The organism is Bradyrhizobium sp. YR681 (assembly GCF_000282615.1).
Taxonomy (GTDB): domain Bacteria; phylum Pseudomonadota; class Alphaproteobacteria; order Rhizobiales; family Xanthobacteraceae; genus Bradyrhizobium.
Genome location: NZ_AKIY01000023.1, coordinates 25,616 through 45,750 on the forward strand (window position 1 = coordinate 25,616; position 20,135 = coordinate 45,750).

Consider the following 20,135-nt stretch of genomic DNA (forward strand, 5'->3'; position numbering starts at 1 on the left):
TTGTTTCCGCATACACAACTGACAAACGGATTCGCGGAAAGAGACCCCTCACCCGTCTCGCCGCCATCGCGGCGAGCCACCCTCTCCCGCAAGGGGAGAGGGTGCAGCGTCAGTGACGCGCCAATTCTTCTCCGCGACCTTTGCGCCCTCCGCGAGCCGAAACCGCAGCGTGAACTCCGCGCCGCCGCCGGCGAGATTCTCCACCGCGACCGTCGCGGCATGATCGTCCGCCACGCCGCGCACGATCGAGAGCCCGAGGCCCGCGCCGTCGCTGCGCTGGCGGTCGGCGCGCCAGAAGCGCTGGAAGATCAATTCGCGCTCGGCCTCCGCAATCCCGGGCCCGCAATCGCGCACACGCACCGCGCCGTCCTCGCCGACCTCGACATCGACCGCAGTGTCCCTCGCGGTGAACTTGATGGCGTTTTCGGCGAGGTTGAAGATCGCGCGCTGGAGCATCTCGGAATTGCCGTGGATCATCACCGGCGCATCGGCGCCCTTGAGTGCGATATCCTTGTGCTGGGCGAGCGCCAACGGCGCGATCGAACCGACCACCTCGGCGCAGACGGCGCGCAGGTCCGCGGTCTCGCCGGGATCGAGCACCAGCGTGTCGAGCTCGGCGATCTCCAGCAGCTGGGCCACGATGCGGCTCATGCCCTCGATGTCGGCATGCAGCGCCTCTCTCGCCGCGCCGTCACCGAGCGTCTCGATCCGCGTGCGCAGGATCGCGAGCGGCGTGCGCAATTGATGGGCGGCATCGGCGGTGAACTGGCGTTGCACCCGAAAGCCGTCTTCGAGCCGGTCCAGCGCCTGGTTGACGGCGGTGACCAGCGGCATGATCTCGCGCGGGATCTGCTCGGTCGGCAGGCGGATGTCGGTGCGCGCCGGGCCGATATTGCTGGCCTCCTCCGAGGCCTTCCACAGCGGCGCGATCGCGCGGCGGAAGATGACGATGTCGATGCCGAGCAGGACCAGCAGGATCGGGATGGTGATCCACCCCACCCGCCGGAAGAAATTCGAGACGATGTCGTCGATGATGACGTCGCGATGCGAAAGGTCCTCGGCGACGCGGATGCGCACCGTCCTGCCCTCGATCACGCGGCTGACGCCGGCGCCTGAAATCGTCTCGGACAAGCGCGCCGGCGCGGTATCGCCGGTCTTTCGCCGCGACGAGAACAGCACGCGTCCGTCGGCATCGCGAATGTCGTACTGGTAGCGGCCATAGGCTTCCGAATAGAGGCCGCGCAAGCTGTCCGGCAGATTGAACGTCAGGGTGCCGTCGACTTGCGGGACGATGCGCTCGGCGAGCACTTCGGCCTGGGCGCGCATGGCGTCGCGATGCAGCTGGTCGATCTCGGAGTTGAGCAGCCAGAACAGCACCAGCGGCAGGAAGATCGCGACCACCGCGACCGCCACGATGTGCATGAACACGATGCGCCAGATCAGCGATTTGAACGTCGGCGATCTCGCCGATATCCCGGCGCGAAATCCGGCATGGGACCCGACCTGGGTCACGCTACTTCTCCTCGGCCATGAGATAGCCGACGCCGCGGATGGTGTGGATCACGACCTTGGCGCCGTGCTCGGCGAGCTGCTTGCGCAGCCGCGACACGTAGACCTCGACCGCGTTGGAGGCGACCTCGCCTTCGAGCCCGAAAATGTGGTCTTCGACGTTCTTCTTCGGTACCACCCGCCCCTGCCGGCGCAGCAGGATCTCCAGCACCGAGGTCTCGCGCGCCGAAATGATCCGCGGCTGGTCGTCGACGAAGATCTGGCGGCTCTCGGTGTCGTAGACGAGGTTGGCCAGACTCAGCGAGCGGCCGAGCAGCTGGCCGGGCCGGCGCAGGATCGCCTCCAGCCGCGCCACCAGCTCCTCCATCGCGAACGGCTTTGCGAGATAATCGTCGGCGCCGCTGCGCAGGCCGCTGACGCGGTCCTGCAGGCCGCCGCGCGCGGTCAGCACCAGCACCGGCAGCGGTTCCATCTGCCGGCGCAGCTCGCGCAGCACCGAGAGGCCGTCGCCGTCGGGCAGCCCGAGGTCGAGGATCATCGCGGCATAGCTGACGCTGCTCACCGCCTCGCGCGCCTCGGCAGCACTGCCCACGATGTCGCTCTGATAGCCGGCCGCCGACAGCCCGCCGGCCACGAGCCGCGACAGCTCGGCATTGTCCTCGACGATCAGAAGGCGCATCGCATGTCCGCAAGGCTGTCAAATCTTCACACGGCTCGCGCCGCATCATCGCTCTCTTCCACCATTCCGGGCGCCTCGGCCAGCGAAAAAGCACCCGGCGGGCAGATCGTTCCGACGTGTCAGGCTCATGTAAGCCAGTTGGGACACGCCTCACAAAGCTGAGATTGGTCTCCGTTCCGTTGACGAGGCCGCGACCCCACGGCTAAATTGGCCACGTCGGAAAAGGCAGACTTGGTCTGGTAAGCCCAAGTCCTTTTGGTAACAAAAGCTCTGGTCTTTGGCCTCAAGCCTGAGATCCCCACGACGAACACGGTCGCTGTTCTTGCGATCACACGTTCGTCCGTGAGGTCCTCAAGGTCTGGGAAACGCTCCGGTCGAACATCGACAGTCGATCCTCGACAACGGAGCATTCTATGCAGACCCCCGACACGATTCCCTATGACGTCATCATCGCCGGCGCCGGTCCCGTCGGCCTCTTTCTGGCTGGCGAGCTGCGGCTTGCCGGCTGTTCGGTGCTGGTGCTGGAAAAGGCGCAAGACCCGCACGCCCCGCTGAAGAGCCTGCCGTTTGGTTTGCGCGGTCTTTCGGTGCCGACCATCGAGAGCTTCGACCGCCGCGGCTTGCTGGATGGTCTGAAAGCTCGCGCGGCAAGCCGCGACACGCCGGCAGCTGCACACTGGATGCAGCAGCAGCGTCGCCCGGGCGGTCACTTCGCCGGGATCCAGTTCTTCCACGACCAGATCGACGCTACGCAATGGCCGTACCGCCTGCCCGGCCCGATCGCCAACATGGCCGCCGACATGGCGAGCATCGAAGACATCCTTGCGATCCGCGCCGGGGCGCTGGGTGCAGAGATCCGGCGCGGTTGCGCCGTCGAGGCGTTCACGCAGTCGAGCGATGGCGTGACCGTTGAGTTGGCCGGCGAAACGGTCCATGGCCGCTGGCTCGTCGGTTGCGACGGCGGACGCAGCAGCGTGCGAAAGGCGGCCGGTATCGGCTTCACCGGCACCGATCCGGAGTTCACCGGCTATTCGGTGCAGGTCGAGCTGGCCAATCCTGATACGCTCGAGCCGGGCCGCCATTACACGCCTGCGGGCATGTACACCTTTGCCGCACCCGGCACGATCGCGATGGTGGATTTCGACGGCGGCGCCGCGCACCGCAGCGAGCCGCAGCGCGACCAGGTCGAGACGGTGCTGCGCAAGGTCTCGGGTCTCGACGTGACGGTGACGGCCCTTCTGCTCGCCACGACCTGGACCGACCGTGCCTATCAGGCAACCGACTATCGCGAAGGCCGCGTCCTGCTGGCGGGCGACGCCGCGCACATCCATTCGCCGCTGGGCGGCCAGGGCCTCAATCTCGGCCTCGGCGATGCCATGAACCTCGGATGGAAGCTCGCGGCGACCGTTCGCGGCGATCCGCCGGCCGGTCTGCTCGACAGCTATGCGGCCGAGCGACATCCGGTGGGTGCAAAGATCCTCGACTGGTCGCGGGCCCAGGTCGCACTGATGCGCCCCAGCAGAAGCTCGCGCGCACTCGAAGCAATCGTTCGCGATCTGATCGACACGCGCGACGGCGCCACCTATTTCGCCGAGCGCGTGTGGGGCGTTTCTCTCCGCTATGACCTCGGCGAGAGCCATCCTCTGGTGGGACGGAGCGCGCCCGACTTCAAACTCGCCCACGGGACAAGGCTGAGCGAGCGCCTCCGGACCGGACAAGGGCTGCTCCTGGATTTCGACTCGGGGTCATCGCTTCAGGCGCTTGCGAGTCGGTGGAGCGGCCGCATCAATTATGTCGCAAGCAACGCCAGGGATCGACTCGGCCTGACCGCTCTGCTCGTGCGCCCCGACGGTGTCGTGGCCTGGGCGAGCGAAGAAGCTGCTGACGCTGAGGAAGCGTCTCTGGCAGCGGCGCGATGGTTCGGTGAGCCCGATGTCACCTAGGACTGCTCATCGGGACACCATCGCGCGATCAGGGTCGAACTACCGGCCGCAACAGCGAGCAGCAACGCCATGGCGAGAACGCTCGTGGGCGTCGAGATCAGACCGTGTTCTTGGGCGGCGATCACGGCCATGCCAAGCGTCAGCCAGCTCCCCGTCGCGACGACGTTCAACACGGCCTGCACGAGCGCGCACCGCGTCACCGGCCGATAGTTCAGGAACTTCCAAAGCAGCGGTCCGCCCGCGAATACGAGCGTGAATATCCACGCAATGACCAGCGTCGGAACGTGGAGAAGACTGGTGAAACTGGAGGACAAGATCATATCTCTGAGGCGTCCGGCGTTTGACGTCCCTGCCCGGCGTGGGGTTCAAGTGCCGGCCCATAGCCGTCGGGCAAAACCGGCGCTAAAACCTCGATTGCGGAATCTGGACATGGACCGATGGCATTTTGGACAGCGAGCACGCTTGGCCTCGTGATCGCCTATCTGCTGGGCGCCACGCCCACGGGGTATCTGGCGGGAAAGCTGCTTCGGGGCATCGACATCCGGGAGCACGGCTCCAGATCCACCGGAGCCACGAATGTGCTGCGAACGCTCGGCAAATGGCCGGCATTGGCGGTGCTCGTGATCGACGTGCTGAAAGGTGTCGCGGCCATTCTGGTCGCTCGCTCGGTCTGTCCCTGGCTCGCGACACAGCTTTCCTCTACGCCGCCGACAGCGCCCGATCCGCGAGCCTGGCTGGCATGGACGGTTTGCCTCGCCGGCATCGCCGCGCTGCTCGGCCACGGCCGTTCGATCTGGCTGAACTTTACCGGCGGCAAATCCGCCGCGACCGGGCTCGGCGTGTTGCTGGCGCTGTCGTGGCCGGTGGGATTGGGTGCCGCGGCGGCTTTCGGCATCGCGCTGGCTGCGACCCGGATCGTATCCCTTAGCTCGATCGTCGCAGCGCTGACGTCCATCGTGCTCGTCTGTGCTTTCGAGCATCCGTTGCCATACCGTTTGCTCGTGATCGCAGGCGCCCTCTACGTCATCGCTCGCCATCGCGCCAACATCGGGCGGCTGTTGGCGGGCACCGAGCCGCGTGTGGGCCAGAGCAGTCCGGAACCGAACATCTAGCAGGATGGGTAGAGCGCAGCGAAACCCATCCTACAGCCCCTCAGCAGTTGCTCATCTCCGGCCCATCCGTCTATAGGTGATCGAAAGCCAGCGCTCCGCCAAAGCGGGGACGACCGGAGTCATCATGTCCCATCAAGACGACAGCCTTGCCGCGAAGATCGAAGCGTTCATCCGCACCGATGTCATCCCCTACGAGAAGGATCCGCGGACAGGCCCACACGGCCCGAGCGACGAACTCGTTCAGGAACTGCGCGCCAAGGCGCGCAAGGCTGGCGTCCTGACGCCGCATATTCTGCCCGATGGATCCCATCTCACGCAACGCGAGACCGCAAAGGCTCTGATCAAGACCGGCCTCTCGCCGCTCGGGCCGCTGGCGTGCAACACCATGGCGCCTGACGAAGGCAACATGTATCTGCTCGGCAAGGTCGGCAGCAGCGAGCAGAAGACGCGCTTCCTCGAACCGCTTGTGTCGGGCAAGGCGCGCTCGGCGTTCTTCATGACCGAGCCCGCCGATACGGGCGGCGCCGGATCGGATCCGTCGATGATGCAGACGACGTGCCGTCTCGACGGCAATCACTGGGTCATCAACGGACGAAAGAAGTTCATCACCGGGGCCGAAGGCGCCAAGGTCGGGATCGTCATGGCGAAGTCGAACGACGGCGCGTGCATGTTCCTCGTCGATCTGCCGAACCCTGCGATCCGCACGGTGCGCGTGCTGGATACGATCGACAGCTCGATGCCCGGCGGACATGCCGAGATCGACATCGAAGACCTTCGCGTGCCGGCCGACCAGATGCTCGGCGCATCCGGCGAAGGCTTCAAATACGCGCAGATTCGCCTCAGCCCTGCGCGCCTGTCGCACTGCATGCGCTGGCTCGGCCTCGCGATCCGCGCCAACGAAATCGCCACCGACTATGCCTGCCGTCGCCAGGCGTTCGGAAAGCCGCTGATCGATCACGAAGGCGTCGGCTTCATGCTGGCGGAAAACCTGATCGATCTCCAGCAATCGGAGCTGATGATCGACTGGTGCGCAGGCGTGCTCGACTCCGGCTCGCTCGGGACGAGCGAGAGCTCCATGGCAAAGGTCGCCGTGTCGGAAGCGCTGATGCGCGTCGCCGATCGCTGCGTCCAGGTGATGGGCGGCACCGGGGTCTCGACGGAAACGATCGTCGAGCAGGCCTTCCGCGAAATCCGCGCATTCCGGATCTACGACGGCCCGACCGAAGTTCACAAATGGTCGCTGGCCAAGAAGATCAAGCGCGACTGGAAGGCAGCGCAGCATTGACGGGCTGTCGGTGCGTAGGATGGGTAGAGCGAAGCGAAACCAATCGCGCCGTCTGCACGAGGTGATAACGCGCTTCATCACCGGGGCGAGATGATGGATTTTGTTTCGCTCTACCCGTACTGCGAGGTCTATTTGATAGCAAAGCTTTGCGCGATACGGCCGAACAAATCGCTCATGTTGCTCCAGTTCGTGCTGCCGAAGCCCAACACATAGGCGAGCGTGGACCTGTCGATCATGAAGTAGTGACGACAGCGCCAGGTCGCGGCTTCCAAGGCCTTCTCGAAATCAAGCGTGACCACCGTCCTTGATCCGATGTTTGCTGTCCCGCTGGCGAAGTTTGCGTATCCATCCTTCTCCAGGACCTCTTGAACCACTTTCGAATGTTCTGCCGGGCTCTGTTTGGGATCATAGGGTTCGCGGAAGACGATGAGATTATGAAAGCCTTCCTCATGCGAAGCGAACCGGGCGACTTCCCACGGACTGTTTGTCAACACGACGGGAAAGTTGTTCCAGCGTACGGGAATGTCGAGACCAAAGCCCCATTCGCCATTCTTGTAGCGCGCCATCTCAACCTGAATGAGCGCGGAATCTGCCGAGGCGTCCGGAAAGGCTGCGACGCACGCACGCCAGCCATTGTAGCCGTGTCTCCTGGCAACTTCCTCCAGTGCTGCGCTGTGCTTGATCGAATTCCCTGAAGCGCGCGCTTCCGCTTCGAGCGCGGCGGCTTCTGCCCTCAACCTGTGAAGCATAGACATGGCAACCATCCTTTGAGCGCGACAATCAAGGGCGTGGTTCCATTCGTCCTTCGCGACCAAGGGGTTGGCGCTGGAAGATCAAGTGCCGCTGTTCGCCATGCCGTGTTGAACGGCGGAACCGGGAGGCCAGCGGCGGCCTTGCGATATCTAGGAGTAAGACAAATCCGATGTCAATTGGGCTTTCCTTCGCAACGGAAGCGAAGCTTCGGCTTACAGCTGCGCGCTGAGCGTGACAGCATGCAGGATGGTAGAGCGCAGCGAAACCAATCGCTCGGCCTCCCCAAACAACAAAGCTTATAGAAAGCGCTCGATTAATCGCGGCGAGAGGATGGGTTTCGCTGCGCTCTACCCATCCTACGGTCGACCAATGCGCCGCTCCTGAAAAGCCGCTCTGAGTGCAGACAACTGCTCGCTCGTCGCACCCTGCTCCGCGTCGGCCCGGTCCGTCAGCACGTCCATGTAAGCGATCGGCCGATCGAACTGGCTCGCCGTGAAGTCGTACCGCGTGCCCTCGATCCGATTATAGAAATGATCGCCGGCAGGCAGCGGCGTCTTCAGCAGGTCGCCGCCGAGAAGTTCGTGGATCAGCAGCGATGTGACGTTACATTGCCCTGCTGCTGGGTTGCTCGCCGTCCATTGGCTCGACGTCGACAGCGACCAGGCCTTGCGCAGAGCACGTTGAACCTCATCGGGATCGAAGTTCATCGTCACTCCAAACAACCAGCGCCGCACGCTGACTTCGGATTTTTCGATTGTTGCATAATGCCCCTGTTTTGCCCGACGAGTCAACCGGGCTTTGAACGGTGATCGCAGCGGTCGCGAAGCGACGAGGCCGCCCCTGCTGCATCCGCCCGTCATTGCGAGCGCAGTGACTTGCCCGCCGAAGCCTCGGCGAAGGCGAAAGCAATCCAGAATCTTTCCGCGGAGGGACTCTGGATTGCTTCGCTGCGCTCGCAATGACGATGTAGAGACAGATGCGCATCACATGGCTGCGCAGCTCGCCGTTAGAAATCCTATTTCAGCCTTAATTGCACGATGATTGCGGCCGCCGCCCAATTTGCGCTGTCCCGTCAAGTTGTTGGCCGCATCGCGCAGCAGCGCTGTCCGCATCCCGTTTCTACTGTGCATGGGGTTGTTTTCGCATTTTTTGTCTCGCCCCCCGAACGCACGCCTCAAACAAAAAACCCGGCCTCTTCTCGAGGCCGGGCTTTCCGGTCTTGCAACCTGTTCGAAAGATCAGCCGCGGGTGCGCGAGCGGATCATGAAGCTGTCGTAGGTGTATTCGGCGACCTGCCACCACAGATACTCGTCGGAGCGGTAGGCCTGCATGGCGTCGATCGACTTCTTGAAGTCGGCGTTCTTGGCCGAGATCTCGCCCCACAGCTCGTTGGTCGCCTTGAGGCAGGCTTCCAGCACCTCGTTGGTGAACGGACGCAGCTGGGTGCCGCCGGCAACCAGACGCTTCAGCGCCGACGGGTTCTGCATGTCGTAACGCGCGGCCATCCAGCTGTTGGCATTGGCCATCGCGTTGGTGAGGATCGCCTGGTAGTTCTTCGGCAGCGCATTCCACTTGTCCAGGTTGGTGAAGGCGTGGACGGTCGGACCGCCCTCCCAGAAGCCCGGATAATAGTAGTACTTGGCGACCTTGGCGAAGCCGAGCTTCTCGTCATCGTAGGGACCGACCCACTCGGCCGCGTCGATGGTGCCCTTTTCCAGCGCCGGATAGATGTCGCCGCCGGCGAGCTGCTGCGGTACCACGCCGACCTTCTGGAGCACCTGGCCGGCGATGCCGCCGATGCGCATCTTCAGGCCGGAGAGATCGGCAACGGTCTTGATCTCCTTGCGGAACCAGCCGCCCATCTGGGTGCCGGTGTTGCCGCAGGGGAAGCCGATCACGTTCGACTTCTTGAAGAACTCGTTGCCGAGCTCCATGCCACCGCCCTGGTACCACCAGGAGTTCTGCTGGCGGGCGTTGAGGCCGAACGGCACCGAGGCGTAGATCGCGAAGGTCGGGTCCTTGCCGACATAGTAGTACGACACGGTGTGGCACATCTCGACCGTGCCGTTGGAGGTCGCATCGAGCGCCTGGAGGCCGGGGACGATTTCGCCGGCGGCGAACACCTGGATCTGGAACTTGTTGTCGGTCATCTCGGCGACGTATTTCGCCACCTGCTCGCCGCCGCCATAGATGGTGTCGAGCGACTTCGGGAAGCTCGAGGTCAGGCGCCACTTGATCTCGGGCGAGTTCTGCGCGATCGCCGGCGAGGCCACCGCGGCGGTCGCCGCCGCGCCTGCTGCCGACACTTTCAGGAAATCACGACGCTTCATCTTCAGGTCTCTCCTTGTTGGGGCGTTTCCCCGAACTTCCTCTTTTGCCGCCGCTCATTACGGCGACGCGTTGTTTAGCCGCGTCGAACCGAAGGGGCTTGACTGCCGTGGGCCTTTAACACGGACGGCCCGGTTTCGGAACGCGACAATGGCATGACGGGGCTCTACGAAAGTCGCATGTCCCCGGAAGACCGGCTCAGGCCGCGGCGATGATGCCCTTGAGCTGGTCCCGGACCTGTCCCGCAATGGCGCGATAGATCGCCGCATGGGGGCCGTCAGGCTCGCTGTCGACGACGGGATTGCCGGCGTCCGAGGTGGCGCGAATCGCCATGTGCAGCGGGATTTCCCCCAGGAACGGTACGCCGAGCTTCTCGGCCTCGTGCCGCGCCCCGCCATGACCGAAGATGTCGGATTTCGTGCCGCAATGCGGGCACTGGAAATAGCTCATGTTCTCGACGATGCCGAGCACGGGCACGTTGACCTTCCTGAACATCGCCAGACCCCGCCGTGCGTCGATCAGCGACAGGTCCTGCGGGGTCGAGACGATCACGGCGCCCTTCAGCGGCACGTTCTGCGCCAGCGTGAGCTGGGCATCGCCGGTGCCCGGCGGCATGTCGACCACCAGCACGTCGAGCGTGCCCCAGGCAACGTCGCGCAGCATCTGCGTCACCGCCGACATCACCATTGGCCCACGCCAGATCATCGCGGTCTCCTCCTCGACGAGGAATCCGATCGACATGATGGCAAGGCCGAAACGCCTGAGCGGAATCATCTTGCGCTCGCCGTCCAGCTCCGGCTTCTCGTGCAGGCCGGTCAGGCGCGGCACCGAGGGCCCGTAGATGTCGGCATCGAGCAGCCCGACCTTGAGGCCGAGGTCGCGCAGGCCCAGCGCCAGATTGAGCGCGGTGGTCGATTTGCCGACACCGCCCTTGCCCGAGGCCACCGCGATCACGGCGGCGACGCCCGGAATCTCCGACTGCCGCGCCATCGGCGATTGGGCTCCGCCCTGAGGCGGCGGCTTGTGGGCATGAACCGGCTGCACGCCCGGCGTGCCGCGGCTCGGCGTGGGCGGCGGAGGCGGTGCGGCGCCGGCCTTGCGCTCGGCGGTCAGTGCCACCATCACGGTGGTGACGCCGGGAATGGCGCGCACGGCGGCCTCGGCCTCGGCCCGGACGGATTCCCAGGCCCGCGCCTCGGCGGCATCGACGTTGATCGAGAAGAACACCTTGCCGTCAGCGGCGCTGATCGCGCTCAGCACATTGGCATTGGTGAGCGCGACCCCGCGCGGCGACTTGATCCGGGCGAGGCTGTCGAGAACCTGTTGCTGCGTCACGCTCAAAGCGCATCTCCTAGAGTTCAGGATGCCCCATTAGAGCGGAAACGGCCAAAAGGCTACTGCCTGCCGATATCGTCAGCCATCTCCGCGGGGGCAGCCCCCTGCTCCGCAGCGGCCTCGTAATTGAGCTCGATCATGACCCCGTTGGGGTCGTGGACGAAGATCTGCCAGAGGTCACCGCCGGGCACCTGGCGGGAGTCGAATTTCATGCCCTTGGAGGCCAGGCGCTGCTTCATGCCGTCGAACCCGCGGCTGACGAAGGCGACGTGGTGGACCACGCCGGAATCCGGCTTTTGCGGCTCCGAGGTCGGCGAAATATCGACGAGGTGCACCACCGGCTTGCCCTCGCTGTACATCCAGGCCCCCGGGAAGGCGAAATTCGGCCGGGCGCCGTTTTCCAGGCCCAGCACCTCCTCGTAGAAGCGGACCGTCTCGGCCAGATTCCGGGTCCGGATGTTGAAATGATCGAGGACGCCAACGCTCACGCCGCCCAAGCCCACACCCATGCTTTCGCTCCCTTGTTTTGAAGTCCTTGAGGACCGCCATCCTAGCACAGGGGGCCGCCAAACGAAGCCGTTGCCCTCCCGGCTTAACGGTTTATGGTGCGCCTCCAATCCGCCGCAACGGCGGAACCGGCGCCCCTCGCCCGGCAAGAACCCGTAAAACCCAAACTACGGACAAGGTACCACACATGGCTAAAGTCGCTTTCCTCGGTCTCGGCGTGATGGGCTTCCCCATGGCCGGACACCTCGTGAAAAAAGGGGGCCATGAGGTCACCGTCTACAACCGCACCGCGGCCAAGGCGAAGGAGTGGGCGGACAAGTTCGGCGGCAAGACCGCGGCGACCCCGAAGGCCGCAGCCGAAGGCCAGGATTTCGTGATGTGCTGCGTCGGCAACGACAACGATCTGCGCGCGGTCACGATCGGCCCCGACGGCGCCTTCGCCGGCATGAAGAAGGGCGCGACCTTCGTCGACCACACCACCGCCTCCGCCGAAGTCGCGCGCGAGCTCGACGCGGCCGCGACCAAGGCCGGCTTCAAGTTCATCGACGCGCCCGTCTCCGGCGGCCAGGCCGGCGCCGAGAACGGCGTGCTGACGGTGATGTGCGGCGGCGCGCAGGATGTTTATGCCGGCGCGGAGCCGATCATCATGGGCGCCTATGCGCGGATGTGCAAACTGCTCGGGCCCGCCGGAAGCGGCCAGCTGACCAAGATGGTCAACCAGATCTGCATCGCCGGCCTCGTGCAGGGCCTGTCCGAGGGCATCCATTTCGCCAAAAAAAGCGGCCTCGACGTCGCCGCCGTGATCGAGACCATCTCCAAGGGCGCGGCGCAGTCCTGGCAGATGGAGAACCGCTACAAGACCATGAACGAGGACAAGTACGATTTCGGCTTCGCGGTCGAATGGATGCGCAAGGATCTCTCGATCGCGCTCGCCGAGGCCCGCCGTAACGGCGCCAACCTGCCCGTCACCGCGCTGGTCGACCAGTTCTACGCCGAGGTCGAGAAGATGGGCGGCAAGCGCTGGGATACGTCCAGCCTGCTCGCGCGCCTCAATCGCTGACACCTGACGGACTGATCCTGCCTTGCTCATCGCACTCGCCGCAATCTTCGTTCTGGCCTATGCGGCGATTGCCCTCGAGCATCCGATCGGGGTCAACAAGAGCGCGTCCGCGCTGTTAGGTGCGGGCCTGCTGTGGACCATCTACGCCATGGCGACGGGCGACCATGCGCTGGTCGGCCGTCAGCTCGACGAATCCGTCGCCTCCACCGCGCAGATCGTGTTTTTCCTGATCGGTGCGATGACCATCGTTGAGGTGATCGACGCTCATGACGGTTTTGAGGTCATCACCTCCCGCATCGGCACGACGAGCCAGGTCAAGCTGATATGGCTGGTCGGCTTCGTCACGTTTTTCCTCAGCGCGATCCTGGACAATCTCACCACCACGATCGTGATGATCTCGCTGATCCAGCGGCTGATCGCAAGGCGCGAGGACCGCCTGCTGTTCGCCTCCCTCATCGTCATCGCGGCCAATGCCGGCGGTGCGTGGACCGTGATCGGCGATGTCACCACGACCATGCTGTGGATCGGCGGGCAGATCACGCCGCTCAAGATCATGGGCGCGGTTTTCCTGCCCTCGCTGCTCAATCTGCTGGTGCCGCTTGCCTTCATCAGCCTTTCGCTCAGAGGCAAGACCATCGCGGCGCCACCGAAGGACGACGGGCTGCTCGCCGTCGAGCGGTTCGAGCGCAACACCATGTTCTATCTCGGGCTGGGCGTGCTGATCGCGGTGCCCGCCTTCAAGACCGTCACCCATCTGCCGCCATTCATGGGCGTCTTGCTCGGGCTCGGCATCGTCTGGCTGGCCGGCGAACTCGTCCACCGCAACAAGGACGAGCACGTGAGACGTCCGCTGTCGCTCGCTCATGCGCTAACACAGATCGACATGGGCTCGATCGTGTTCTTCGTCGGCATTCTGCTCGCGGTCGCCAGCCTCGAACATGCCGGGCTGCTCTCGATGCTGGCCAAATGGCTCGATGCCGCGATCGGCCGCCAGGACGTCATCGTCGTCGTGCTCGGCCTGCTCAGCGCCATGATCGACAACGTGCCGCTGGTGGCCGCGACCATGGGCATGTACGACCTTGCGCATTATCCGGCCGACAGCTTCCTCTGGGAATTCATCGCCTATTGCGCCGGCACCGGCGGGTCGATCCTGATCATCGGCTCGGCCGCCGGCGTCGCCGCCATGGGGCTCGAGCGGATCGAGTTCCTCTGGTACGCCCGCCGTATTGCCGGCCCCGCGCTCGCGGGCTATCTGGCCGGCGCGGTGGTCTATGTCGCGCAGCACGCGGCGCTGCATTGAGCGGCACGGCGCGGCCTGAAAATTAACGCGCAGTTAACGTAATTCTTTAGCTCCTTAAGTCACCTCTTAAGGATTTCTTGCCAGAGATAGACAATGCAGAAGGCCCGCGTCCGGCGTGGGCAGGAATCGTTGTTGCTTGATGAGTAACCCCGCTGAAAAGCCTGAAGTTGTGCAGCTTCCGGCCGAGCCGGCAAGCGCTCCATCGGCGAGCAGCCGACGGGCTGCGGCGCAGCGGGTGCGCGAGGCGCGCGACAAGTTAACGTCGACCAGTGGAACCCGCCCCGCCTTCGACGCCGAGATGCTGCGCCAATATGCGCAGACGCGGCTGTCCGCCTCCTATGTCGTGATGCTGCTGGTGGTGGCCACCGGCCTGCTGTTCGGGCTCTGGATGCAGCCGATCCCGGCTGCGGCCTGGACCGCCGGCATGCTCTGCATCCACGCCGCGCTGATCCGCAGCTGTCACCGTTTCCTGGCCGAGCCCGCCTCGCCCGCGGCAACGCGCGCCTGGCGCACGCGCTTCGTCGTGCTCGACCTGCTCTATGGCCTGTGCTGGATGGCAATCCTGATCCATCCCGTGCTCGACATGGTCACGGAAACGCTGATGATGTTCCTGATGCTGCTGGTGATCGCAGTGTCGAGCATGCTCGCCGCCAATCTGCCGATTGCAGCCCTTGCCGCCACCGCGCCGGTCGCCGTCGCCATGGCGCTGAGCTTCGCGATGACCGGATCGCTGGACAATTACATCCTGGCTGCGCTGGCACTCGCCGCCGAAGGCTATTTCGTGCTGCTGGCGCACCGCTCGCACTCCTCGACCTTTGCGACGCTCGAGGCGCGCGCCGAGAAGGACGCGCTGATCGGCGAGCTGGAACAGGCAAAGGCGATCTCGGACGAAGCGCGTCACCGCGCCGAATCCGCCAACGTCGCAAAATCGCGCTTCCTCGCGCAGATGAGCCACGAGCTGCGCACGCCGCTGAACGCCATCCTCGGCTTCTCCGAGGTGATGAAGAGCGAAATTTTCGGCGCGCACGCGGTGCCGGTCTACAAGGAGTACTCGGCGGACATCCATAATTCCGGCGTGCATCTGCTCAACCTCATCAACGAGATCCTCGATCTCTCACGGATCGAGGCCGGCCGTTACGAATTGAACGAAGAAGCGGTGTCGCTGGTCGGTATCGTCGCCGACTGTCATCACCTGATGAAGCTGCGCGCCTCGAGCCGCGGCATCACCATCCACGAGGTGTTCGAGCAGGCCATGCCGCGCCTGTGGGCCGACGAGCGCGCGATCCGCCAGGTCGTGCTCAACCTGATTTCCAACTCGATCAAGTTCACCCCGCAAGGCGGTGAGATCTGGCTCAAGGCCGGCTGGACCGCCTCGGGCGGACAATATCTGTCCGTGAAGGATACCGGCTCCGGCATCCCCGAGGACGAAATCCCGGTCGTGCTGGCTTCCTTCGGCCAGGGCTCCAACTCGATCAAATCGGCCGAACAGGGCGCAGGGCTGGGCCTGCCCATTGCCAAGAACCTGATCGACCTGCATGGCGGCACGTTCACGCTGAAATCGAAGCTGCGCATCGGTACCGAGGTGATCGTGACCTTCCCGCCGGAGCGCGTGATGAGCGCGCTGGCGCCGATGTCGGACGAGTCCCCGCCGCTCCAGCCGGAGGTCCCCGACGAGAAGCGCCGTCCGCGCCACAAGCCGATCATGAGCGCAGGTACGGGCTCTTAACGAGATGCTTGCAGAAATGCCCGACGATCCTCCACTATGTCGAAATGAGCAAAGAAACGCCGTGTGTCGCCGTCTGCATGATCGATCCCAAGACCAAGCTGTGCTTCGGCTGCGGCCGCACCTTGCCGGAGATCGCACGCTGGCACGCCATGGAAAGCGCGGAACGGCTCTCGGTCATGGCGCAGCTCGCGGCACGCATGACGGAGGCCGGCTTGCAGCCGATCGCGGGATCGCCGAAACGAGCCTGACCGGCCTGCGTGGCTTCGGAGCCGCGCGATGATCCGCTTCCTGCTCGTCCTCATCATGCTCGCCGGCACGGCCGGTGCCGTCGTCGCCTATGGCGATCCCGACCAGATCGCGCGCGCAAGCCATAAGGTTTCGCACATGTTCCGCGGACCGGCTGCATCGCCCGCCCCCGCCGTGCAGATCCCGCGCGGCCAGGGCGGCGAATTCGCGCTCCGTGCGAAGATCAACGGCGTCGCGGCCCCGATGGTGATCGACACCGGCGCGACCTCGGTGGTGCTGACCTGGGAAACCGCGAAAGCGATCGGGCTGCCGCTCGAGATGCTCGAATACAACGTCGATCTCGAGACCGCCGGCGGCCACACCAAGGCGGCCCGCCTCACGCTCGACCGTCTCTCCGTCGGCCAGCTCGTCGAGAAATCGGTGCCGGCCCTCGTCGTGCAGCGCGGCCAGATGAAGACCAACCTGCTCGGCATGAGTTTCCTCGATCGCCTGGAGAGCTGGGGCGTTCGTTCCGACACGCTGATGCTCACCGGCTATCCGGAGCTCCAGAACAGCCACCGCCGTTCGCGCACGGCGGTGGACTAGCACATCACGATCGCCGCGAACGCTCCTCGAAGATATAGCCGAGGAAGTTCATCAGCACCTGCGCCGCAAGAATGCTGGTCACGCCGGCCGGATCGTAGGCGGGCGCGACCTCGACGAGGTCGACCCCGGCGATCTCGCCTCGCTTCGTGAGGCCCTGAAGTATCTCCATCACGTCGTAATACTGAAAGCCGCCGTGACTCGGCGTTCCCGTTCCCGGTGCGATCGAGGGGTCGAAGCCGTCGATGTCGATCGTCACGTAGTAGCGGGCGCCGTGCGGAATCCGGTCCAGGACGCCCTCGGCGCCGAGCTTGCGTGCCTGCCGAACCGAGAGGATGGTGGAGCCCCGCGCGCGGGCATCGTCATAACCTTCCCGGGCGGTCGACGACACGTTGCGGATGCCGATCTGGGTCAGGCCCGTGACATGATCCTGCTCGGCTGCGCGGCGCATCGGATTGCCATGGCCCTCGCGGACGCCATGCCTCACGTCGACGAAATCGAGATGCGCATCGATCTGGACGATATGGATCGGGCCATGCGCGCTGAAAGCCCTGACGCAGGGAATGTTGACGGCGTGGTCGCCACCGAGCACCACGGGCAGTGCACCGCGTTCGAGAATCTTCCGCACGGCTGCTTCTGCATTGGCATGGCTCCTTGCCGTATCGGTATGGACGATGTCGACGTCGCCGACGTCGACGATGCGCACCTTGTCGAGCGGCAAATAGGTGACGTCGTCCTCATGGTCATAGGCGCCGCCATGGCCGAAGGAGAAAAGGGTCGAGGCCTCGCGGATCGCGCGCGGCCCGAACCTTGCGCCCGAGCGGTATTGCGTGCCCATGTCGAAGGGCACGCCGAGCACGGCGACGTCGGCGTCGAGCTTGTCCCACTCCAGGCAAACCGGCCGCTTGCCGAAGGTGCAATGCCCGACAAATGGCAGGTCCAGTCTGCCGCCTTCGTATCCGTGTGCCATGTTTCCTCCGATCCGCAAGTGTCACCGCCGGCAGAAGCAGATTCCGTTCCAATCGCTATGACGATTCAGCCGTGGCGATCGGCATCGCCGGTCGGCGCGCCAACAAGCCATGGCACGCCCGATGCATGGACCCGAAACCGCCGCCGCAGCGCGCTTGAGCGGGAGACGGAGTCCGGAGACCACACGCATGATCGCCAATCCCGTCCGCTGGCCCAACGGCGCGAAGTGCGCCTGCTGCCTGACATTCGACATGGATGCCGACAGCCTGATCCATGTCGAACATCCCCGTGACGGCAATCAGCGCGTCTCCGGCATCTCCATGCTGCGCTATGGGCCGACCGTCGCGGTCCCGCGCATCGTCGAGACCTATCGGCAGCTCGGCATCCGGCAGACCTTCTTCGTTCCGGCCTGGTGCATCGAGCAGTATCCCGCCGCCGTCGAGGCGATGCTCTCGGGCGGCCATGAGATCGGGCATCACAGCTATATTCACGAGAACCCGCTCGACCAGACCCCGGACGAGGAAGCCCATTGGCTGGATCTCGGCATAGACTTCATCCGCAAGGCGACGGGACAGGCGCCACGCGGGTGGCGGGCGCCGCTCTACAATTTCTCGCATCGCTCGCTCGACCTGCTGCTGGCGCGAGGCTTCACCTATGACGCTTCGCTGATGGGCGATGACGTGCCCTATGTCATCAAGAGCAGGGCGAACGGCGGCGAGCTGATCGAGCTGCCGACGCATTGGGGGCTGGACGACTGGCCGCAATATGTCCAGTCCTTCGACCTCGACTATTTCATGCCGATACGCAGCCCCAGCAACGGCTTTGCGGCTTTCCTGGAAGAGTTCCAGGCAGCCTACGCCTATGGCGGACTGTGGATCCCCACGCTGCACCCCTTCGCGACGGGACGGCTGGCGCGTTGGCACGTGTTCGCCCGCTTCCTCGAGCGGATGGTCGCGCAAGGCGATGTCTGGTTCGCGCCGATGGAAGAGATCGCGGCGCATGTCCGCCGCGAAATCGACGAGGGGCGCTACCTGCCCCGCGTCGAGCTTCTTCCGCAATATCCCGCCCCCGTCGGCCGGGTCTTTCCACGACGCCAGCGCTAGACCGCGGGTGTGGCATTTCCGCTATTTACAAACCGCCCGGTCGGTTTATAAAGATCGCATTCCCGGATCGGGGTTGGACGAGCGCTGCTCCGTGAAGGGGCGGCCAAGTGGGAGATTCAGAGTCATGACTGCCAGAGCCGCCATACGCTGCACGATGCGCGCCCTGCCCTATGCCTTGGCGTTCGCCGCAGGCGGCGCCAGCGCTGCAGACCTTTCGCCGCGTTACGCAGCACCTTCCGCCGCCTACACGGCCCCGCAGCCGGTCTATTCCTGGACCGGCCTCTATGCGGGTTTCAACGCCGGCTATGCCGAGAGCGGCGACAACGCCTTCAACAATCTGGTCGGCGGCAGCAAGGTCAAGGGCGCTTTCGGCGGCGTGCAGATTGGCTACAACTACCAGCTCTCGCCCATGTTCGTCGTCGGCATCGAGAACGACTTCGAAGGCGGAGACATCAAGAACCACGACGCGCTCAACAGCGCGGCGGTCAGCCTGCCCTGGTATATGACCGGTCGCGCCCGCGCCGGCATTGCCACGATGGATTCACGGCTGCTGTTCTTCGGGACCGCGGGTCTTGCTGCCGGCGAATTGAAGGACGGTCCGATCAACAAGATGAAGATGGGCTGGACCGCCGGCGGCGGCGTCGAATGGGCATTCCTGCCGAAATGGTCGGCCAAGGCCGAGTATCTCTACACCGAGTTCAAGCACGACGATCTGCCGGACTGGAATGCTCCGAAATTCCACACGTTCCGAGTCGGCGTGAACTATCACTTCGACCTGTTCCGCTGAGGCGGATCGACGAAGAGCCGGATTTCATGATCCGGCTCTTCCTCGTGACGGCGCCTAGGCAGCCGCCTCCGCCGGCGCACGTGCACCAACACGTGCGATCGCATCGCGCAACACCTCAAGACCGGCGCCGGGCTTCACCCCCTGCTCGGCAAGATGGCGGCGGAAGGCACGCGCGCCGGGCACGGCGTGGAATGCGCCGACGAAATGCCGCGTGATGGCGTGCAGTCGCATGTCGCGCGCGAGTTGCGCCTCGATATAGGGCATCATCGCCTCGAACGCCTCCTGCATGGTCGCATGCGGCGCCGCCTCGCCGAAAACATCCGAATCCACGGAGAGCAGCCGCCACGGCTCCTGATAGGCGGCGCGGCCGAGCATCACGCCGTCGACGTGCGCGAGATGCGCTCTCGCCTCGTCGAGACCCGCGATGCCGCCATTGATGATCACGGGCACATCAGGCATCGCGCGCTTGAGGCGATAGACGCGATCGTAGTCGAGCGGCGGGATATCGCGGTTCTCCTTCGGCGACAGACCGTTGAGCCAGGCTTTTCGGGCGTGCACGATCAGCGCGTCGCAGCCGGACGCGACAACTGCGCGCGCGAGCGTATCGAGCGCCACTTCCGGATCCTGGTCGTCGATGCCGATGCGGCATTTTACCGTGACGGGCACCGAGACCGCTGCCTTCATCGCATCGACGCACCGAGCCACGAGCTCGGGCTCCGCCATCAGGCAAGCGCCGAAGCGGCCGTCCTTCACACGATCGGACGGACAGCCGACATTCAGGTTGATCTCGTCATAGCCGAACTCTTCGCCGATCCGCGCCGCCTGCGCGAGGTCGCGCGGATCCGAGCCGCCAAGCTGAAGCGCAACCGGATGCTCCGACGCGTCGAACCCGAGCAGCCGCTCCCCCCCCC

Annotated in this window: 20 protein-coding genes; 10 read left to right on the top strand and 10 right to left on the bottom strand. The window is 64.7% G+C overall.

The features are described 5' to 3' along the window. Window positions 1-48: 48 nt before the first annotated feature. Both PMI42_RS03910 and PMI42_RS03915 read right to left on the bottom strand, forming a co-directional pair. A complete protein-coding gene (locus PMI42_RS03910) occupies window positions 49-1,512 on the bottom strand; it encodes a sensor histidine kinase (protein ID WP_008130778.1) in 1,464 nt (487 codons plus the stop codon). 1 nt (window position 1,513) lies between these two features. After that, window positions 1,514-2,188, bottom strand: a complete 675-nt coding sequence (locus PMI42_RS03915) for a response regulator transcription factor (protein ID WP_008130781.1) — start codon at window positions 2,186-2,188, stop codon at window positions 1,514-1,516. 413 nt (window positions 2,189-2,601) lie between these two features. On the opposite strand from PMI42_RS03915, the gene PMI42_RS03920 reads away from it, so the two are divergent. Beyond that, window positions 2,602-4,131 carry an FAD-dependent monooxygenase gene (locus PMI42_RS03920; RefSeq protein ID WP_008130783.1) on the top strand — a complete coding sequence of 510 codons (1,530 nt, stop codon included), beginning with the start codon at window positions 2,602-2,604 and terminating at the stop codon, window positions 4,129-4,131. On the opposite strand, the gene PMI42_RS03925 is transcribed toward PMI42_RS03920, so the two are convergent. Further along, window positions 4,128-4,451 (bottom strand): hypothetical protein, encoded by a 324-nt coding sequence (locus PMI42_RS03925; RefSeq protein WP_008130784.1) that lies wholly within the window; start codon window positions 4,449-4,451, stop codon window positions 4,128-4,130. The two genes, PMI42_RS03920 and PMI42_RS03925, sit on opposite strands and share 4 nt — an antisense overlap. Window positions 4,452-4,568: 117 nt before the next feature. Here PMI42_RS03925 and plsY point away from each other — a divergent pair, with 117 nt between their 5' ends. Beyond that, window positions 4,569-5,243 carry a glycerol-3-phosphate 1-O-acyltransferase PlsY gene (gene plsY, locus PMI42_RS03930; protein WP_008130785.1) on the top strand — a complete coding sequence of 225 codons (675 nt, stop codon included), beginning with the start codon at window positions 4,569-4,571 and terminating at the stop codon, window positions 5,241-5,243. A gap of 124 nt (window positions 5,244-5,367) precedes the next feature. Further along, the gene (locus PMI42_RS03935; protein ID WP_008130786.1) at window positions 5,368-6,528 is read left to right on the top strand and encodes an acyl-CoA dehydrogenase family protein; all 1,161 of its coding nucleotides are present in this window, start codon (window positions 5,368-5,370) and stop codon (window positions 6,526-6,528) included. Between the two features lie 128 nt (window positions 6,529-6,656). Here PMI42_RS03935 and PMI42_RS03940 read toward each other — a convergent pair whose 3' ends face one another. From PMI42_RS03940 to PMI42_RS03960, 5 genes are all read right to left on the bottom strand, one after another. Continuing rightward, entirely contained in the window at window positions 6,657-7,283 is a 627-nt protein-coding gene (locus PMI42_RS03940) for a glyoxalase superfamily protein (RefSeq protein ID WP_008130787.1), read from the bottom strand. Between the two features lie 354 nt (window positions 7,284-7,637). Beyond that, the gene (locus PMI42_RS03945; RefSeq protein ID WP_008130789.1) at window positions 7,638-7,988 is read right to left on the bottom strand and encodes a YunG family protein; all 351 of its coding nucleotides are present in this window, start codon (window positions 7,986-7,988) and stop codon (window positions 7,638-7,640) included. 531 nt (window positions 7,989-8,519) lie between these two features. After that, complete coding sequence (locus PMI42_RS03950; protein WP_008130790.1) at window positions 8,520-9,611, bottom strand: TRAP transporter substrate-binding protein; 1,092 nt, start codon at window positions 9,609-9,611, stop codon at window positions 8,520-8,522. A gap of 196 nt (window positions 9,612-9,807) precedes the next feature. Further along, entirely contained in the window at window positions 9,808-10,950 is a 1,143-nt protein-coding gene (locus tag PMI42_RS03955) for an Mrp/NBP35 family ATP-binding protein (protein WP_008130796.1), read from the bottom strand. Window positions 10,951-11,003: 53 nt separating this feature from the next. Beyond that, a complete protein-coding gene (locus tag PMI42_RS03960) occupies window positions 11,004-11,453 on the bottom strand; it encodes a VOC family protein (protein WP_008130799.1) in 450 nt (149 codons plus the stop codon). Between the two features lie 185 nt (window positions 11,454-11,638). Between PMI42_RS03960 and PMI42_RS03965 the strand changes: the two genes are divergently transcribed. From PMI42_RS03965 to PMI42_RS03985, 5 genes are all read left to right on the top strand, one after another. Further along, window positions 11,639-12,511 carry an NAD(P)-dependent oxidoreductase gene (locus PMI42_RS03965; protein ID WP_008130800.1) on the top strand — a complete coding sequence of 291 codons (873 nt, stop codon included), beginning with the start codon at window positions 11,639-11,641 and terminating at the stop codon, window positions 12,509-12,511. Window positions 12,512-12,533: 22 nt separating this feature from the next. Continuing rightward, entirely contained in the window at window positions 12,534-13,811 is a 1,278-nt protein-coding gene (gene nhaD / locus PMI42_RS03970; protein WP_008130801.1) for a sodium:proton antiporter NhaD, read from the top strand. 139 nt (window positions 13,812-13,950) lie between these two features. Beyond that, the gene (locus PMI42_RS03975) at window positions 13,951-15,537 is read left to right on the top strand and encodes a sensor histidine kinase (RefSeq protein ID WP_008130802.1); all 1,587 of its coding nucleotides are present in this window, start codon (window positions 13,951-13,953) and stop codon (window positions 15,535-15,537) included. Window positions 15,538-15,581: 44 nt separating this feature from the next. Beyond that, entirely contained in the window at window positions 15,582-15,785 is a 204-nt protein-coding gene (locus PMI42_RS03980; protein WP_008130803.1) for a DUF1289 domain-containing protein, read from the top strand. Between the two features lie 28 nt (window positions 15,786-15,813). Continuing rightward, window positions 15,814-16,368, top strand: coding sequence for a TIGR02281 family clan AA aspartic protease (locus PMI42_RS03985; protein WP_008130804.1), 555 nt, complete (start codon window positions 15,814-15,816; stop codon window positions 16,366-16,368). A gap of 4 nt (window positions 16,369-16,372) precedes the next feature. On the opposite strand, the gene speB is transcribed toward PMI42_RS03985, so the two are convergent. Further along, entirely contained in the window at window positions 16,373-17,335 is a 963-nt protein-coding gene (gene speB / locus PMI42_RS03990; protein WP_008130805.1) for an agmatinase, read from the bottom strand. Between the two features lie 187 nt (window positions 17,336-17,522). Here speB and PMI42_RS03995 point away from each other — a divergent pair, with 187 nt between their 5' ends. Together PMI42_RS03995 and PMI42_RS04000 are read left to right on the top strand one after the other, a co-directional pair. Continuing rightward, a complete protein-coding gene (locus PMI42_RS03995) occupies window positions 17,523-18,437 on the top strand; it encodes a polysaccharide deacetylase family protein (protein ID WP_008130807.1) in 915 nt (304 codons plus the stop codon). A 124-nt stretch (window positions 18,438-18,561) separates the two neighbouring features. After that, window positions 18,562-19,224 carry an outer membrane protein gene (locus PMI42_RS04000; protein ID WP_008130808.1) on the top strand — a complete coding sequence of 221 codons (663 nt, stop codon included), beginning with the start codon at window positions 18,562-18,564 and terminating at the stop codon, window positions 19,222-19,224. Window positions 19,225-19,278: 54 nt separating this feature from the next. Here the strand turns inward: PMI42_RS04000 and dusA are convergent. Beyond that, on the bottom strand, window positions 19,279-20,135 hold an 857-nt coding region (gene dusA / locus PMI42_RS04005; protein WP_008130809.1), incomplete at its 5' end, for a tRNA dihydrouridine(20/20a) synthase DusA.